The organism is Enterobacter sp. 50793107, assembly GCF_001463365.1.
Classification (GTDB): domain Bacteria; phylum Pseudomonadota; class Gammaproteobacteria; order Enterobacterales; family Enterobacteriaceae; genus Enterobacter; species Enterobacter cloacae.
Map to the genome: position 1 here is coordinate 1 of NZ_LNII01000140.1, position 14,931 is coordinate 14,931.

General features: G+C 57.5%; 19 protein-coding genes, 1 pseudogene and 1 riboswitch. Of the genes and pseudogenes, 14 read left to right on the forward strand and 6 right to left on the reverse strand.

Annotated features, from left to right (window positions below):
* Nucleotides 1-200 (forward strand): annotated as a pseudogene (locus tag APU11_RS28680) (IS4 family transposase); the annotation flags it as partial.
* A 53-nt stretch (nucleotides 201-253) separates the two neighbouring features.
* Here the strand turns inward: APU11_RS28680 and rutR are convergent.
* Complete coding sequence (gene rutR / locus APU11_RS18060) at nucleotides 254-892, reverse strand: HTH-type transcriptional regulator RutR (RefSeq protein ID WP_013097192.1); 639 nt, start codon at nucleotides 890-892, stop codon at nucleotides 254-256.
* Between the two features lie 242 nt (nucleotides 893-1,134).
* Between rutR and rutA the strand changes: the two genes are divergently transcribed.
* The 7 genes from rutA to rutG are packed head-to-tail and all read left to right on the forward strand — an operon-like array spanning nucleotide 1,135 to nucleotide 6,575.
* Nucleotides 1,135-2,226 carry a pyrimidine utilization protein A gene (gene rutA / locus APU11_RS18065; RefSeq protein WP_013097193.1) on the forward strand — a complete coding sequence of 364 codons (1,092 nt, stop codon included), beginning with the start codon at nucleotides 1,135-1,137 and terminating at the stop codon, nucleotides 2,224-2,226.
* Entirely contained in the window at nucleotides 2,226-2,915 is a 690-nt protein-coding gene (rutB, locus tag APU11_RS18070; RefSeq protein WP_013097194.1) for a pyrimidine utilization protein B, read from the forward strand. The genes rutA and rutB overlap by 1 nt, the downstream gene beginning before the upstream one ends.
* A gap of 11 nt (nucleotides 2,916-2,926) precedes the next feature.
* Nucleotides 2,927-3,313: a pyrimidine utilization protein C gene (gene rutC / locus APU11_RS18075; RefSeq protein WP_013097195.1), complete on the forward strand. Its 387-nt coding sequence runs from the start codon at nucleotides 2,927-2,929 to the stop codon at nucleotides 3,311-3,313.
* Nucleotides 3,314-3,320: 7 nt separating this feature from the next.
* Nucleotides 3,321-4,121, forward strand: coding sequence for a pyrimidine utilization protein D (gene rutD / locus APU11_RS18080; protein WP_048972204.1), 801 nt, complete (start codon nucleotides 3,321-3,323; stop codon nucleotides 4,119-4,121).
* A gap of 9 nt (nucleotides 4,122-4,130) precedes the next feature.
* On the forward strand, nucleotides 4,131-4,721 hold the full coding sequence (locus tag APU11_RS18085) for a malonic semialdehyde reductase (protein ID WP_058651246.1): 591 nt from the start codon (nucleotides 4,131-4,133) through the stop codon (nucleotides 4,719-4,721).
* A gap of 9 nt (nucleotides 4,722-4,730) precedes the next feature.
* The gene (rutF, locus tag APU11_RS18090; RefSeq protein ID WP_045902804.1) at nucleotides 4,731-5,225 is read left to right on the forward strand and encodes an NADH-dependent FMN reductase RutF; all 495 of its coding nucleotides are present in this window, start codon (nucleotides 4,731-4,733) and stop codon (nucleotides 5,223-5,225) included.
* Nucleotides 5,226-5,246: 21 nt separating this feature from the next.
* The gene (gene rutG / locus APU11_RS18095) at nucleotides 5,247-6,575 is read left to right on the forward strand and encodes a pyrimidine utilization transport protein G (RefSeq protein ID WP_058651245.1); all 1,329 of its coding nucleotides are present in this window, start codon (nucleotides 5,247-5,249) and stop codon (nucleotides 6,573-6,575) included.
* Nucleotides 6,576-6,610: 35 nt separating this feature from the next.
* Here the strand turns inward: rutG and APU11_RS18100 are convergent, their stop codons facing one another.
* Both APU11_RS18100 and APU11_RS18105 read right to left on the reverse strand, forming a co-directional pair.
* Nucleotides 6,611-7,504, reverse strand: a complete 894-nt coding sequence (locus tag APU11_RS18100) for a DMT family transporter (RefSeq protein ID WP_029882766.1) — start codon at nucleotides 7,502-7,504, stop codon at nucleotides 6,611-6,613.
* Between the two features lie 120 nt (nucleotides 7,505-7,624).
* Entirely contained in the window at nucleotides 7,625-7,795 is a 171-nt protein-coding gene (locus tag APU11_RS18105) for a general stress protein (protein WP_013097201.1), read from the reverse strand.
* 391 nt (nucleotides 7,796-8,186) lie between these two features.
* On the opposite strand from APU11_RS18105, the gene wrbA reads away from it, so the two are divergent.
* Nucleotides 8,187-8,783, forward strand: a complete 597-nt coding sequence (gene wrbA / locus APU11_RS18110) for an NAD(P)H:quinone oxidoreductase (protein ID WP_013097202.1) — start codon at nucleotides 8,187-8,189, stop codon at nucleotides 8,781-8,783.
* An 18-nt stretch (nucleotides 8,784-8,801) separates the two neighbouring features.
* The gene (locus tag APU11_RS18115; RefSeq protein ID WP_008499832.1) at nucleotides 8,802-9,029 is read left to right on the forward strand and encodes a YccJ family protein; all 228 of its coding nucleotides are present in this window, start codon (nucleotides 8,802-8,804) and stop codon (nucleotides 9,027-9,029) included.
* 32 nt (nucleotides 9,030-9,061) lie between these two features.
* Here APU11_RS18115 and agp read toward each other — a convergent pair whose 3' ends face one another.
* Nucleotides 9,062-10,303: a bifunctional glucose-1-phosphatase/inositol phosphatase gene (gene agp / locus APU11_RS18120; protein ID WP_060578685.1), complete on the reverse strand. Its 1,242-nt coding sequence runs from the start codon at nucleotides 10,301-10,303 to the stop codon at nucleotides 9,062-9,064.
* A gap of 152 nt (nucleotides 10,304-10,455) precedes the next feature.
* Between agp and APU11_RS18125 the strand changes: the two genes are divergently transcribed.
* Nucleotides 10,456-10,899, forward strand: a complete 444-nt coding sequence (locus APU11_RS18125; protein WP_013097204.1) for a helix-turn-helix domain-containing protein — start codon at nucleotides 10,456-10,458, stop codon at nucleotides 10,897-10,899.
* 125 nt (nucleotides 10,900-11,024) lie between these two features.
* Nucleotides 11,025-11,819 (forward strand): SDR family oxidoreductase, encoded by a 795-nt coding sequence (locus APU11_RS18130; RefSeq protein ID WP_058651243.1) that lies wholly within the window; start codon nucleotides 11,025-11,027, stop codon nucleotides 11,817-11,819.
* 1 nt (nucleotide 11,820) lies between these two features.
* On the opposite strand, the gene APU11_RS18135 is transcribed toward APU11_RS18130, so the two are convergent.
* Nucleotides 11,821-12,180: a helix-turn-helix domain-containing protein gene (locus APU11_RS18135; RefSeq protein ID WP_058651242.1), complete on the reverse strand. Its 360-nt coding sequence runs from the start codon at nucleotides 12,178-12,180 to the stop codon at nucleotides 11,821-11,823.
* Nucleotides 12,181-12,280: 100 nt separating this feature from the next.
* Between APU11_RS18135 and APU11_RS18140 the strand changes: the two genes are divergently transcribed.
* Nucleotides 12,281-13,030: an SDR family oxidoreductase gene (locus APU11_RS18140; RefSeq protein ID WP_013097207.1), complete on the forward strand. Its 750-nt coding sequence runs from the start codon at nucleotides 12,281-12,283 to the stop codon at nucleotides 13,028-13,030.
* 1 nt (nucleotide 13,031) lies between these two features.
* Here APU11_RS18140 and APU11_RS18145 read toward each other — a convergent pair whose 3' ends face one another.
* Complete coding sequence (locus APU11_RS18145; protein WP_058651241.1) at nucleotides 13,032-13,535, reverse strand: DedA family protein; 504 nt, start codon at nucleotides 13,533-13,535, stop codon at nucleotides 13,032-13,034.
* A gap of 156 nt (nucleotides 13,536-13,691) precedes the next feature.
* A riboswitch (M-box (ykoK) riboswitch) is annotated at nucleotides 13,692-13,861 on the forward strand.
* 59 nt (nucleotides 13,862-13,920) lie between these two features.
* Between APU11_RS18145 and APU11_RS18150 the strand changes: the two genes are divergently transcribed.
* Nucleotides 13,921-14,922, forward strand: a complete 1,002-nt coding sequence (locus APU11_RS18150; protein WP_045295767.1) for a magnesium transporter — start codon at nucleotides 13,921-13,923, stop codon at nucleotides 14,920-14,922.
* Nucleotides 14,923-14,931: the final 9 nt, after the last annotated feature.

The following is a 14,931-nucleotide window of genomic DNA, read 5'->3' on the forward strand; positions in this document are numbered from 1 at the left end:
TGGCAGGTTACAGGGCAGAAAGGCAGTGTTTACACTGGCACTATCAGGCAAGCAGTATCAGGCACAGACGGGTTCTGTCATACCTGAGTCTGGCAGAAGAAGTCATCCGGCATGAGCCCGGGAAAGTGAGACGCCTGAATATAGTTAACGAGATGAAAAAGCTGGGAAAAGAGTACAGTAATATGGTCATGGTGGCATGACCATATTACTGGGGATCCCTCAGCCCACCGGGAGAGGGTTAGGGTGAGGGAAACTAGCGCACGCGGATCCCTTCAATAATCATCCGCTGCACGTTTTCGAGAGTGCTCTGGAAAAACGCTTCGTCCTGCAGCGTCTTTCCGGTTACCGCTTCCACCTGGGCCGCAAAGTCTGCATAGTGCTGGGTGGCGGCCCAAATCATAAAGATCAGATGCTGCGGATCGACAGGTGCCAGTTTGCCGCTGGCGACCCACCCGGCGATGATCGCGGATTTATCGTCCACCAGCTGTTTTAAATCCCCCGTCAGCTCTGCCTTCAGCAGCGGCGCCCCCTGCAGCATCTCCAGACAGAACAGCCGGGATGCCTGCGGATAATCACGGGACACCTCCAGCTTCAGGCGAATGTACTCTTTGATCGCCACCAGCGGGGCGAACTCCTGACGAAAGGCCTTTAGCGGCGCCAGCCAGATATCCAGGATCTGCTGCATTACTGCCACATACAGCGCCTCTTTCGACGGGTAATAGTAGAGCAGATTGGTTTTGGACACCCCGGCCTGCTCCGCCACCTGTTCCAGGCGCGTGCCGTGAATGCCGAACTGTGAAAAGGTCTCCAGCGCCGCACTGAGGATGGCGTGCTTTTTGGCGCTCACCGCCTGCGAACGTTTACCTGCAGTTTTCACTGCGCCTTGTGTCATCCCGCTCTCCTTATTCTGCGTTGCCAACAGCATAGCAAAACCCCCGCCTCGCCACGACATTCTGCACTCCCATCGCGCATGAATGCCTGTTTTGTGTGCAATGTTTTTGACCAGTTAGTCCACTTTTGTCACGCTCAATTCACCAACCATTGATTAACACATTAATAACAAAGCCATTTTGAAAACTGGCACTCCCTTTGCAAAACCCTGTTCACCTGCAACGTAGTGAAGAGAGGTTCGTGATGAAAATTGGCGTATTTGTACCCATCGGCAACAACGGCTGGCTTATCTCGACCACTGCTCCGCAATACATGCCGACCTTTGAGCTGAACAAAGCCATCGTGCAAAAAGCGGAGCACTACCATTTCGACTTTGCACTTTCGATGATCAAGCTGCGCGGCTTTGGCGGTAAAACCGAATTCTGGGATCACAATCTGGAGTCCTTCACCCTGATGGCGGGCCTGGCGGCGGTGACGTCACGGATTCAGATCTACGCCACCGCCGCCACGCTCACCCTGCCGCCAGCCATTGTCGCGCGGATGGCCTCCACCATCGACTCCATCTCCGGGGGGCGTTTTGGCGTCAATCTGGTCACCGGCTGGCAAAAGCCGGAGTACGACCAGATGGGGCTCTGGCCGGGAGATGAGTACTTCTCGCGCCGCTATGAGTACCTTACCGAATACGTGCAGGTGCTGCGCGATCTGTGGGGTACCGGCAAGAGCGATTTCAAAGGTGACTACTTCACCATGAATGACTGTCGCGTCAGCCCGCAGCCTTCTGCACCAATGAAGGTGATCTGCGCCGGGCAGAGCGACGCGGGAATGGCGTTCTCGGCAAAATACGCCGACTTCAATTTCTGTTTCGGTAAAGGTGTCAACACCCCCGCCGCCTTCGCCCCAACCGCCGCACGCATGAAAGAGGCCGCCGACAAAACCGGCCGTGATGTGGGCTCTTACGTGCTGTTTATGGTCATTGCCGACGAAACCGATGAGGCCGCGCGCGCCAAATGGGAGCGTTATAAGGACGGGGCTGACGACGAGGCCCTGAGCTGGCTCACCGAACAGAGCCAGAAAGATACCCGTTCCGGCGCGGACACCAACGTGCGCCAGATGGCCGACCCGACCTCTGCTGTCAATATCAACATGGGCACGCTCGTCGGCTCGTATGCCAGCGTTGCCAGAATGCTCGACGAAGTGGCCGCCGTTCCCGGCGCGGAAGGCGTTCTGCTGACCTTCGACGATTTCCTCACCGGTGTGGAGACCTTCGGCGAGCGCATTCAGCCGCTGATGCAGTGCCGCGCCCACATTCCTGCCATCACCAAGGAGGTGGCGTAATGACAACCCTTAATGCCCGTCCGGAAGCCATCACCTTTTCTGCACCGCAGAGCGCGCTGATTGTGGTGGATATGCAAAACGCCTACGCCAGCCCCGGCGGTTATCTGGATCTGGCGGGGTTTGACGTCTCCGCTACCCGGCCGGTGATTGAGAACATCAAAACCGCCGTCGCCGCCGCACGCGCCGCCGGGATGCTCATCATCTGGTTTCAGAACGGCTGGGACGATCAATACGTGGAAGCCGGTGGCCCCGGCTCGCCCAATTTTCACAAATCGAACGCCCTGAAAACCATGCGCAAACGGCCCGAACTGCAGGGCAAGTTGCTGGCTAAAGGTGGCTGGGATTATCAGCTGGTGGATGAACTGGTGCCGGAGGCAGGCGATATCGTGCTGCCCAAACCGCGCTACAGCGGCTTTTTCAACACGCCGCTCGACAGCCTGCTGCGCAGCCGGGGCATTCGTCATCTGGTCTTTACCGGCATTGCCACCAATGTCTGCGTGGAGTCGACCCTGCGCGACGGCTTCTTCCTCGAGTATTTCGGCGTGGTACTGGAAGACGCCACTCATCAGGCGGGGCCGGAATTTGCCCAGAAAGCGGCGCTGTTCAATATCGAAACCTTTTTTGGCTGGGTCAGTAACGTCGCCGATTTTTGCGACGCCCTGAACCCGCCGCTCGCCCGTATCGCCTGAGGAGACATACGATGCCGAAATCCGTGATTATTCCACCGGGCACCAGCACGCCGATTGCGCCGTTTGTCCCCGGCACGCTCGCCGATGGCGTGGTGTACGTCTCTGGCACCCTGCCGTTTGATAAAGACAACAACGTGGTGTTTATCAACGACCCAAAGGCGCAAACGCGCCACGTGCTGGAGACGATCAAGACCGTGATCGAAACCGCAGGTGGCACGATGGAGGATGTGACGTTCAACAGCATCTTTATCACCGACTGGAAAAACTACGCCGCGATTAACGAGATCTACGCGGAGTTCTTCCCCGGCGATAAGCCGGCCCGCTTCTGCATTCAGTGCGGGCTGGTAAAGCCGGACGCGCTGGTTGAAATCGCCACCGTTGCGCACATTGGAAAGTGAGGCTGCCATGAAGCTCTCCGTCTCACCGCCCCCGTTTGACGGCGCGCCCGTCGTGGTGCTGATTGCCGGACTCGGCGGGGGCGGCAGCTACTGGTTACCCCAGTTAGCCGCGCTGGAACAGGAGTATCAGGTGGTCTGTTACGACCAGCGTGGCACCGGCAATAACCCTGACACCCTGCCGGAAGAGTACACCCTGGCGCAGATGGCCGGTGAGCTGGCACAGGCGCTGACCGCGGTCGGCATCACCCGCTACTGTGTGGTCGGCCATGCGCTGGGGGCGCTGATCGGCCTGCAACTGGCGCTCGACACCCCCGATGCGCTCAAAGCGCTGGTGTGCGTCAACGGCTGGCTGACGCTGAATGCCCATACCCGACGCTGCTTTCAGATCCGCGAACGGCTGCTGCATGCCGGTGGCGCGCAGGCGTGGGTAGAGGCGCAGCCGCTGTTTCTCTATCCGGCAGACTGGATGGCCGCCCGCGCACCGCGTCTGGAGGCTGAAGAGGCACTGGCGCTGGCGCACTTTCAGGGCAAAAACAATCTGCTGCGCAGGCTGAACGCGCTGAAAAAGGCCGATTTTAGTCGCCATGCCGCCCGCATCGCCTGCCCGGTACACCTTATCTGTTCCGCCGATGACCTGCTGGTGCCCTCTGTCTGCTCGTCTGAGCTGCAGGCGGCGCTCCCGCACAGCCACAGCGTGGTGATGCGCCAGGGCGGCCATGCCTGCAACGTCACCGAGCCAGAAACGTTTAATACCCTGCTGCTGAACGGGCTTGCCAGCCTGCTGCACAGCCATGAACCCGCTTTATAAGGAGTTTCGATGAGCGAAGCCATTACCTCTGCCGCGCTGGATTCACTGTTCACCGGCGCACGCACCCACAACGGCTGGCTGGACATACCGGTCAGCGACGAGACGCTGCGCGAGATCTACGACCTGATGAAATGGGGGCCTACCTCCGCTAACTGTTCCCCGGCCCGTATTGTGTTTGTGCGCAGCGCAGAGGGTAAAGAGAAGCTGCGCCCCGCACTCTCCAGCGGCAACCTGGAGAAAACCCTCACCGCACCGGTCACCGCGATTGTGGCGTGGGACACGGAATTCTATGAGCGTCTGCCTGAACTGTTCCCGCACGGGGATGCGAAGAGCTGGTTTACCACCAGCCCCGCGCACGCTGAAGAGACCGCCTTTCGCAACAGCTCCATGCAGGCCGCTTATCTCATCTTTGCCTGTCGCGCCCTGGGGCTGGACACCGGCCCGATGTCCGGCTTTGACCAGCAAAAAGTCGACGAGGCCTTTTTCACCGGCACGCTGCTGAAAAGCAATCTGCTGATCAATATCGGCTATGGCGATGTGGGCAAACTCTACGGCCGTCTGCCGCGCCTGGCCTTTGAAGACGCCTGCGGGCTGGCGTAAGGAGCCATCATGACGACACCCGATAAACAAACCTTTCGCGATGCCATGGCCTGTGTGGGCGCGGCGGTCAATATCATCACCACCGACGGCCCTGCTGGCAGAGCGGGCTTCACCGCCAGCGCCGTGTGCAGCGTCACCGACTCGCCCCCGACGTTATTGGTGTGTCTTAACCGCGGCGCGTCCGTCTGGCCGACGTTTAGCGAAAACCGCACCCTGTGCGTCAACACCCTGAGCGCCGGACAGGAGCCACTCTCCAACCTGTTTGGCGGCAAAACGCCGATGGAAGATCGCTTCGCCGCTGCCCGCTGGCAGACGGGTGAGACGGGCTGCCCGCGTCTGGAGGAGGCGCTGGCCTCGTTTGATTGCCGTATCAGCCAGGTGGTCAGCGTCGGCACCCACGACATTCTGTTTTGCGACATCCTGTCCATTATCCGCCACCCCGCCCCGCAGGGGCTGGTGTGGTTTGACCGCGGCTACCACGCGCTTATGCGACCCGCCTGTTAACCCTTCTTAAGGAAGCAGCTCATGGCAATGTTCGGATTTCCCCACTGGCAGTTGAAATCGACCTCTACAGAACCTGGCGTGGTCGCGCCGGATGAACGGCTCCCGCTCGGGCAAACCCTGGTGATGGGCGTCCAGCACGCGGTCGCCATGTTTGGCGCAACGGTGCTGATGCCGATGCTGATGGGCCTTGATCCCAATCTCTCCATTCTGATGTCGGGTATTGGCACCCTGCTGTTCTTTTTTGTCACCGGCGGGCGCGTACCCAGCTATCTGGGATCCAGCGCCGCCTTTGTCGGCGTGGTCATCGCCACCACCGGGTTTAACGGTCAGGGGATCAACCCCAACCTCAGCGTCGCCCTCGGCGGCATTATCGCCTGTGGTCTGGTCTATACCCTGATTGGCGTCGTGGTGATGAAGATCGGAACCCGGTGGATCGAGCGAATGATGCCGCCAGTGGTTACCGGCGCGGTGGTGATGGCGATTGGCCTGAACCTGGCGCCAATTGCCGTGAAGAGTGTCTCCGGCTCGCCGTTTGAGAGCTGGATGGCGGTGATCACCGTGCTGTGCATCGGTCTGGTGGCGGTATTTACCCGCGGCATGGTCCAGCGTCTGCTGATTCTGGTCGGGCTGATTGTGGCCTGTCTGATCTACGCCATGCTGGCCAATGTCTTTGGTTTCGGCAAGCCTGTCGACTTTACCCTGCTCCATCAGGCTGCCTGGTTCGGTCTGCCGCAGATCACGTCGCCAACCTTTAACACGCAGGCGATGATGCTTATCGCCCCTGTCGCGGTGATCCTGGTGGCGGAGAACTTAGGGCATCTGAAGGCCGTGGCGGGCATGACCGGGCGCAGTATGGATCCGTATATGGGGCGCGCGTTTGTCGGGGATGGCCTGGCGACGATGCTTTCCGGGTCGGTGGGCGGCAGCGGTGTCACCACCTACGCCGAGAACATCGGCGTGATGGCGGTAACGAAAGTCTACTCCACGCTGGTGTTCGTGGCGGCGGCGGTCATGGCGATGCTGCTCGGCTTCTCACCAAAATTTGGTGCGCTGATCCACACCATTCCCTCGCCGGTCATCGGCGGCGCATCAATTGTGGTGTTCGGGTTGATTGCCGTGGCGGGAGCGCGCATCTGGGTACAGCATCGCGTCGATCTCAGCCAGAACAGTAACCTGATTATGGTGGCGGTCACGCTGGTGCTGGGTGCAGGTGATTTTGCCCTGACGCTGGGCGGATTTACGGTTGGCGGGATTGGTACGGCGACCTTTGGGGCGATCCTGCTTAATGCCCTGCTGAGCCGCCGGAAAGGGGATGAAGCGCAAGGGGAAGCCATCACCCCCTCCACCTGATATAAAGGCCCCTTACTTGCCGGGTGACGCTGCGCTTACCCGGCAATCGCCTTACGTCGTTTTTTGAGCTTTAGCTCACTCACCAGCACCCCAACAACGATAAACGCCGCGCCGACCAGCGCCAGCAGCGGTAAGCGTTCTCCGGCAATGCGTCCAAAAATCCCCGCCCATACCGGTTCACCGGTGTAGATCACCGTCGCCCGCGTCGGCGACACGCTGCGCTGTGCCCAGTTCATGGTCACCTGAATAATGGCGCTGAAAATACCCAGCCCCAGTGCCACCACCACCAGCCCGGCAGACATCGGCGGAACCGACTCCCCTGCCGGAACCATCGTCGCGAACGCCACCAGCGACGCCGTGGCAAGCTGTACCACCGTGACGCGCTTAACGTCGACCTTCCCGGCCCAGGCGCTAATGAGGATAATTTCCGCGGCAATCGCAATGGCTCCCACCAGGGTAATGATCTCGCCCGGCCCCAGTGCCAGCAGGTTATTTTCCGGCCCGGCCAGCAAAATCAGGCCGATAAACGCCAGCACAATACCAATGCAGGACATCACACCCGGCAGGCGTCCCAGACACAGCCATTGCAATAACGGCACCAGCGGCACATACATGGCGGTGATAAAGGCCGATTTACTGCTGGAGATTGACTGTAACCCCCACGTCTGCAGGCTATACCCCATGGCAATCGCCACGCCAATCGCCACCCCGGCCTTGAGCTCCTGAAGGGTCAGTCCGCGCAGAGTTTTCAACGAGATCAACCCCACGGCAATCGCTGCCGTCGCAAAGCGCAGGCCGACAAAGAAGAACGGATCGCTCAGGGTGACCGCATACTGGACGGCGAGAAATGTTCCGCCCCAGAACATGGTGATCAGAATGAGGATGGCTTCCTGAGGTTTGACGGAGAAGGTAAAACGAGAAACAGACATGAGGCACCAGAACGTAGAATGAAGAGACTAGTGTGCGATGCCTTTGATTGCAGTTCAATGTTACAGAAATAAAAAAACCGCCGGGAGATCCCGGCGGCAGAGGTCTTTCAACCCGGCGACTTACTTATTGCCGCCATGGCTGTTTTTACCCCCTTTTTTGCCAGCCTCAGATGCGCGCTGAGGGTCATTTTTAAAATTACCCCCGCTATGCTGGCCACCTTTACGGCCTGCTTCTGATGCTCTTTCACGATCTTCGGCGAAATTACCTGAACCACCACGATGGTTTGCCATCTCTAACCTCCAGTATGTGAAACATTAGACATCATATTGCATTCAGTAAAAGAGGATTCTTTCACCTCGCGGCTAAAGGACAGCGCCTTTATCTGTGCCGCGTGAAACTAAGCTTAGTGGACTGAGGGTATCCGGCAAGCTGTAGTTAATATTCTGCAACAAGATCTCAGTCTTTTGGGTGAGAAAACGCGGCGGTCATTCATAAGCCTTTCTTATCATTTCAAAAATCGTCGGCGGTAAAAATGTTTCATTTTGCTACAAGCCGCGATGGTCAGCATATTGTTATAAATCAAAGAAATGCCGTTCATTTTTGCAGTCTGGCTGTGATGTCATATCTTTAAATGAACGCAGCGATTCGCTGTCAGAAAAAACAAACGAGGAGTGATGCAAAATGGCTAAAGTTCTGGTGCTCTATTATTCCATGTATGGACACATTGAAACCATGGCTCACGCGGTAGCAGAAGGTGCAAACAAAGTGGACGGCGTGGAGGTTGTGGTAAAACGCGTACCGGAAACCATGCAGGCAGAAGCGTTCGCCAAAGCCGGAGGAAAAACCCAGAATGCGCCGGTCGCCACGCCTCAGGAGCTGGCGGATTACGACGCCATTATCTTCGGCACCCCCACCCGTTTTGGCAATATGTCAGGCCAGATGCGCACCTTCCTCGATCAGACGGGCGGGCTGTGGGCCTCTGGCGCGCTGTACGGCAAACTCGCCAGCGTGTTCAGCTCCACCGGGACCGGCGGAGGCCAGGAACAGACGATTACCTCAACCTGGACTACCCTTGCTCATCATGGGATGGTGATTGTACCGATTGGCTATGGCGCGCAGGAACTGTTTGATGTCTCTCAGGTACGTGGCGGCACACCTTACGGTGCAACCACCATTGCCGGTGGCGATGGATCCCGACAGCCGAGCAATGAAGAGCTCGCTATCGCCCGCTATCAGGGTGAATACGTCGCGGGTCTGGCCAAAAAACTGAACGGCTAACTCAACAGGAGGACAAGCATGCCAACTCAAGAATCCAAAGCTCACCACGTGGGCGAATGGGCAAGTTTACGCAATACCTCTCCGGAGATCGCCGAAGCCATTTTTGAAGTCGCGAAATACGATGAAAAACTGGCAGAGCAGATTTGGGAAGAAGGCAATGATGAAGTGCTGGTACGCGCCTTCGAAAAAACGGACAAAGACTCGCTCTTCTGGGGTGAGCAAACCATCGAACGTAAAAACGTCTGAGCGTTTCCCCCCGCCTGCGCGGGGGGATTATCTTATTTCGCCGCGTCGTTCATCACCGTATTAAATTTATCGATCGGGCAAAAACCGTTCGCATCCACCGGACACCCCTTCAGTTCCAGCGTCACGCGCTGCGCCGGAGACTGCAGCGACAGCACGCTGGCGTTACGCAGCTGCTCTGAGCTCTGATACACATACTCAATTTTCATCAGCTCGCGGTTGGCGTTTTTGTCGTGCCAGCGCTGGAAGACAATTTTGCCGCCGATTGGGGTGCGCTCCTGCTGGTCATGTAGCTGGTACGGCTTGAAGTCCAGCGCCGTCAGAAGAGAGGCAATGTTGGAGTCATGCCCCACCATCAGGGTGATTTTCGGCGCTTTTGCCTGATCGGTCACCAGGGCGTTATCGATATACTTCACCAGCGGTTTGGCGACGTTTTGCGCCACCTCGGTTGAGGTAAACAGCGAGTCCTGATATCCGTTTTTCAGCTTCGACAATACGCGCCACTGCTGGTCGGTTTTAATCTCTCCCCAGGCCACCTGGTCGGCCGGGAAGCCTTCGTAATACTGCAGCGTGAACGCATCCACCAGCGAGTTGCCCACTTTCAGCGGCCCGGAAACGCCCGGTTCTTTTTCGTAGTCGGCGCTGAAGGTATCTTTCGCGTCTGTCAGTGAACAGACTTTTTTCTCTTTGCACGACGGCGAATCGGCGTAGTTCGTCATCTGCTCCAGCAGCCGGTAGCTTTCAGCAAGCTGCATTTTCTGCCGCTCGGACTCCATCGCCTTGAGCGCTTTTTCGCGGAATTCCGGCGAGTTATCGGTAATTACCGGATTGAAGGTTGGGTCCATGGTGCCCATTTTGTCCTGATGGTGCACAGGCACGTCGCAGCCCGGGAACGCGCCGGTAATGAAGAATTGCGCGGTGGCGACGGTACGCTGCAGGCTGTTGGCGTAAGCATACACGCTATCTGCTGGCGGGCACTCTCCCGTCTTCACCATCCCCTGCTGCGCCAGCCACTCGCGCATGTAATGGCCCATATAGACTTCCAGCACGCCACCCTTGGTAGTGAGCTGACCGCCCGGCACTTCCCATTCAGGCCATTGCTTTGGCGTGGACTGCTCCAGCACGCTGCCGTTATTGGCGAGCGGTGCGCGCAGGTTGTGACGGCTCATAATTAAAACTTGCTCCAGCTGATACCCTTCCGGCGTCTCTTGCGCCTGCACCCCGGAGGCTGCTGAAAAGAGACCGGCTACGGCCACCGCGAGTAGTGCTTTTCTCATCCCTAATTCCTCACTCGTTTTAAAATGTCGCGTTCAGTGTGACAGATCCGTGACAATTTTCCGGGAAGCATTTCTCAAACTGATGAATAACACGCTTACCCGGTGAGCAGATTAGTTTTATAATAAAACTACATACGCCCGGAGATTTGCCTGTGAAACGCACCCGTCTTGAAGAGAGTACCTGCCCTGTCGCCCGTTCGCTGGATATCATCGGCGACTGGTGGTCGCTGCTGATTGTTCGCGACGCATTGCGTGGGATTAAACGCTTCGGCGAGTTCCAGAAAAGCCTCGGTATCGCGAAAAACATGCTGACCGCGCGGCTAAAACTGCTGGTCGATGAAGGCATCCTCCGGCTCCAGCCCGCCTCCGACGGCAGCGCCTGGCAGGAATACGTTCTGACCGACAAGGGACGCGCACTTCAGACGGTGCTGGTTGCCCTGTCCCAGTGGGGCAATGAATTTTTGTTCGCGGAAAACGAATGCGGCACCGTTCTCGTTGATAGCGAACAGCGCAAACCGCTGCGTAAACTGCTGCTTATCGCCGATGATGGCCGCGAACTTACGCCTGAAGAGATCGTGGCCAAACTCCCCTCCTGATCGTTCCCGACGGCAAAAGCACAAAATGACCACCAATATAGTTGCATTATAAAACCAAATAGCAGACAGTGATTTAAGTTTCATATTGAAACCAAATAACCCACTTTGCTTTGAGGTAACATACGATGACTACGCAAATCACTACCGCCCTGATTACGGGTGCCTCTTCCGGGATTGGTGCCGTCTATGCCGATCGCCTTGCCGCGCGCGGCGCTAACCTGGTCCTGGTCGCCCGCCGCGAGGATCGGCTGCAAACCCTCGCCGCCGACCTGCGCGCGCGCTATGGCGTGACCGTCGATATTCTGGTGGCCGATCTCACCGATGAAACCGGGATCCGCGCGGTAGAAGACGAACTGCGTAGCAATACCGCCATTGATGCGCTGGTTAACAACGCCGGCACCGCGCAGATGGCGCCGTTCCTCGCGGGCGATGTGGCCCAGCATCAAGCCATTAACACCCTCAATACCACGGCGCTGATGCGCCTGACCTATGCGATCCTGCCGCGCCTGGCGCAGAATAACCACGGTACGCTTATCAATATCGCCTCGGTGTTGTCCCTGCACGTGCGTGCAGGCAGCGCGCTGTACAGCGCCACCAAAGCCTGGGTGCTCAGCTTTACCCGTGGGTTACAGGAGGAGTTTGCCGACAGCAATCTGCGTATTCAGGCCGTGTTACCCGCCGCAACGGCAACAGAAATCTGGCAGCATTCCGGCGTGACGGTGAACGATCTGCCGGAAGGCTCGGTGATGACCACTGACGATATGGTGGATGCTTCGCTGGCGGGTCTGGATCAGGGCGAGCTGATTACCATTCCGCCAATGCATGATGCCAGCCTGTGGGATCGCTACGAAACGGCACGTCTGGAACTGTTTAACAGCGCCCGCACCGGCATCCCGGCGCCGCGCTATATAAAACAGTAGGCTAACGCTCAAGCTGGTCGCCGTACTCACTCATCCAGGCGGCCAGCGGCGAGAGCGCCCCTTGCAGGGTCAACCCCAGCCCCGTTATCTGGTACTCCACGCGCGGTGGGATCTCCGGGTAAACCGTGCGCGACACCAGACCGCGCTGTTCGAACAGTCTGAGCTGCTTCGTGAGTTCTTTTTGCGTGATGGGGGCGGTAGCGCGCAGCAGATCGCCAAAGCGTACCGGCGCATTGAGGATAATCAGGCGATAAAGAACAGGGATCGCCCACTTCCCGGAAATCAGGTTCACAAACTGCGTCATCGGGCAGACATAAACCTCAGAATTTTTTTCACAACGTATATTGAGCAATTCCGCCATAGCACACCTCTTGCCGCATTAGTATCCAATTGGTACCTGGTTTCCTTTCGATACTAACGTTTCTATAGTGCTTTCTCCAGAGACATTTCAGGAGAAGAACATGGGTCGTTTAGCAGGTAAATATACGCTGATTACCGGCGGAACCAGCGGCATTGGCCTTGCCACTGCGCAGGTGTTTCTCGCCGAAGGGGCGCATGTCGCCGTCACCGGTCGTAACCCGGAAACGCTCGCCGAAGCAGAGCGCATTCTGGGCGATAAGGCCTGGGTGATCCCGACCGATGCGGGAGATATTGCTTCGCAAAAAGCGCTGGCGGAGACGCTTGCCGCCCGCTGGCCACGCCTTGACGCGGTGTTTCTCAATGCCGGCGACGTGACGCACGCACCGCTGGAAGCGTGGCAGGAAGAGGCCTGGGATCGTCTGATGGGCATCAACCTGAAGGGACCGTTCTTTTTAATTCAGGCGCTGCTGCCGCTGTTGAATAATCCGTCCTCGGTGATCCTGTGCGGCTCCGTAAGCGCGCGCATCGGCCTGCCCACCAGCAGCGTGTATGCCGCGAGCAAGGCCGCCCTGCTGTCGCTGGCACGCACACTGTCGGCAGAGCTGTTACCGCGCGGCATTCGCGTTAACGGTCTGAGCCCCGGCCCGGTAGAAACCCCAGCCTTTACGAAAACGGGCTTAAGCGAAGAAACGCTTAACGCGATGATGGCGGAGATCATCAAGCTTGTGCCGCTGGGCAGAATGGGCTCGACGACGGAGCTGGCAAAAGCCGCGCTCTATCTGGCCTCCGACGAATCCAGCTATACGGTAGGAACGGAACTGCTGGTGGACGGCGGAATGGGAAGTTTGTAACTCAAAAGGCGCTGATGACGGTGACAATGCCGACATACAGCGCCGCCCAGACGGCGGCAGAAAACAGGCTGACCGCGTAAACCTTCACCCGGTTGAGCCTGAGCATGCCCGCCGCCAGCGGCACGATATAGCGCAGTACCGCCAGAAAACGGGCGGTGAAGAGCACCAGCACGCCGTTTTTCTGTAGCTGATGCTGCACCCGCAAAAATGTATCGGCATGTTTTGAGGTAATGCGCGTCACCAGCCGCGTATGCCCCATCAACTGACCGATATGATAGTTCAGCAGCGAACCGAGCGTGGCCCCCATTACCACCGCCAGCCACGTCAACGCCGGATGCAGGCTCGCCTGGCTGACGGTGATCCCAGTCAGCAACATCACCGAGGCGGGCGGCAGCACGGAGGAGATCAGCACCGTGGATTTACTCAAAGCCAGCACGAAGAGCAGCGCAAAGAGATGCGTCGGATAATGCGCAAAATGATTGAGCAGATTGTCAAACCACGCCACCTTGCTCTCCTCGTGAATATTTACCCTCCCATTAAAGTCGAGCAAGTTTAAATAAAGGCTCAACGCGTCATGAATAATGAATACATAAACATTCCCTAAACATTTTTTAAATTCCAGAGCGGGAAAATAAAATAAGCGTATTATCCCGCTGGTTTACAACGATCTCGTTATGGCGAGGCTCCTGTACAAATACACGTTATCGCTCTGGCAGGTTCGAGAGAACCCGCACAGGGTAAAACAGGCACTGTCGAATCAAGGCTTTGTCAGTATAACTTCCCTTACGGGATACGGTGTACAGTGCTGAACCCAGGACGTGGGGATCTCCTCTTCGACATGCCCTGTCTTGCTCGCCCCTGAGAGATTTTTTATTCAAAGGGAATTCACTATGTCTTACGCTATTCACAACCAGAACCCGGTATTCAATGACAGCGCTATCGCTCAATATATGAATACCGATTTTATTGTCCTCGATATTTCATTATGCGTGGCGCTGGCGCGCGAGCAGTTTTTCGAAAAATTAAAAGACGATGATATTCCGTCGCATATTTTCATTGAAGATCAGGGTCGCCTGGCAGGCATGATTGCGGTACGCAAATTGCTGCAAACCACCGATACCGTACAGCCGGTAAAATCGCTGATGCTGTCGCAATTTCTGCAGGTCAAACCGGAAGATGAGCGGGCCGATGTCGCCGGACTGCTGGCTCACAGCGGTGCGGATGTAGTGCCTGTTGTCACCCACGGCAAGCTGGTTGGCTGCCTCACCGAGCGCGAAATGGCTCACCTGCTGGAAGACGATGTCACCGAAGATGCCCAGCGCCAGGGGGCCACGCTGCCGCTGGAAAAGCCCTATCTGGAGACCAGCGCCTTCAGCCTGTGGAAAAAACGCTCCGTCTGGCTGCTGCTGCTGTTTGTCGCGGAAGCCTACACCAGCTCGGTGATCCAGCACTTTGAAGAGGCGCTGGAGTCCGCCATTGCGCTGGCATTTTTTATCCCGCTGCTGATTGGCACCGGCGGGAACAGCGGAACGCAGATCACCTCCACGCTGGTGCGCGCCATGGCGCTGGGTGAAGTGCATCTGCGCGATGTCGGTCGCGTACTTTGCAAAGAGATGACCACCTCACTGATGATTGCCGTCACGCTCGGTATTGCCGGGTGCATCCGCGCATGGATGATGGGGATTGGGCTGGAAATTACCCTTATCGTCAGCCTGACGCTGGTGTGCATTACGCTGTGGAGCGCCATAGTCTCGTCCGTTATTCCCATGGTACTCAAGCGCTACGGCATTGACCCGGCCGTCGTCTCCGCGCCGTTTATCGCGACGCTTATCGACGGTACCGGGCTGATTATCTACTTCAAAATCGCCCAGTATACGCTGGGGCTGGAGTAATCTTACGAG

Coding starts and splice junctions, on each gene's coding strand:
- rutR (WP_013097192.1), bottom strand. CDS start 892: ATGACACAAGGCGCAGTGAAAACTGCAGGTAAACGTTCGCAGGCGGTG.
- rutA (WP_013097193.1), top strand. CDS start 1,135: ATGAAAATTGGCGTATTTGTACCCATCGGCAACAACGGCTGGCTTATC.
- rutB (WP_013097194.1), top strand. CDS start 2,226: ATGACAACCCTTAATGCCCGTCCGGAAGCCATCACCTTTTCTGCACCG.
- rutC (WP_013097195.1), top strand. CDS start 2,927: ATGCCGAAATCCGTGATTATTCCACCGGGCACCAGCACGCCGATTGCG.
- rutD (WP_048972204.1), top strand. CDS start 3,321: ATGAAGCTCTCCGTCTCACCGCCCCCGTTTGACGGCGCGCCCGTCGTG.
- APU11_RS18085 (WP_058651246.1), top strand. CDS start 4,131: ATGAGCGAAGCCATTACCTCTGCCGCGCTGGATTCACTGTTCACCGGC.
- rutF (WP_045902804.1), top strand. CDS start 4,731: ATGACGACACCCGATAAACAAACCTTTCGCGATGCCATGGCCTGTGTG.
- rutG (WP_058651245.1), top strand. CDS start 5,247: ATGGCAATGTTCGGATTTCCCCACTGGCAGTTGAAATCGACCTCTACA.
- APU11_RS18100 (WP_029882766.1), bottom strand. CDS start 7,504: ATGTCTGTTTCTCGTTTTACCTTCTCCGTCAAACCTCAGGAAGCCATC.
- APU11_RS18105 (WP_013097201.1), bottom strand. CDS start 7,795: ATGGCAAACCATCGTGGTGGTTCAGGTAATTTCGCCGAAGATCGTGAA.
- wrbA (WP_013097202.1), top strand. CDS start 8,187: ATGGCTAAAGTTCTGGTGCTCTATTATTCCATGTATGGACACATTGAA.
- APU11_RS18115 (WP_008499832.1), top strand. CDS start 8,802: ATGCCAACTCAAGAATCCAAAGCTCACCACGTGGGCGAATGGGCAAGT.
- agp (WP_060578685.1), bottom strand. CDS start 10,303: ATGAGAAAAGCACTACTCGCGGTGGCCGTAGCCGGTCTCTTTTCAGCA.
- APU11_RS18130 (WP_058651243.1), top strand. CDS start 11,025: ATGACTACGCAAATCACTACCGCCCTGATTACGGGTGCCTCTTCCGGG.
- APU11_RS18135 (WP_058651242.1), bottom strand. CDS start 12,180: ATGGCGGAATTGCTCAATATACGTTGTGAAAAAAATTCTGAGGTTTAT.
- APU11_RS18140 (WP_013097207.1), top strand. CDS start 12,281: ATGGGTCGTTTAGCAGGTAAATATACGCTGATTACCGGCGGAACCAGC.
- APU11_RS18150 (WP_045295767.1), top strand. CDS start 13,921: ATGTCTTACGCTATTCACAACCAGAACCCGGTATTCAATGACAGCGCT.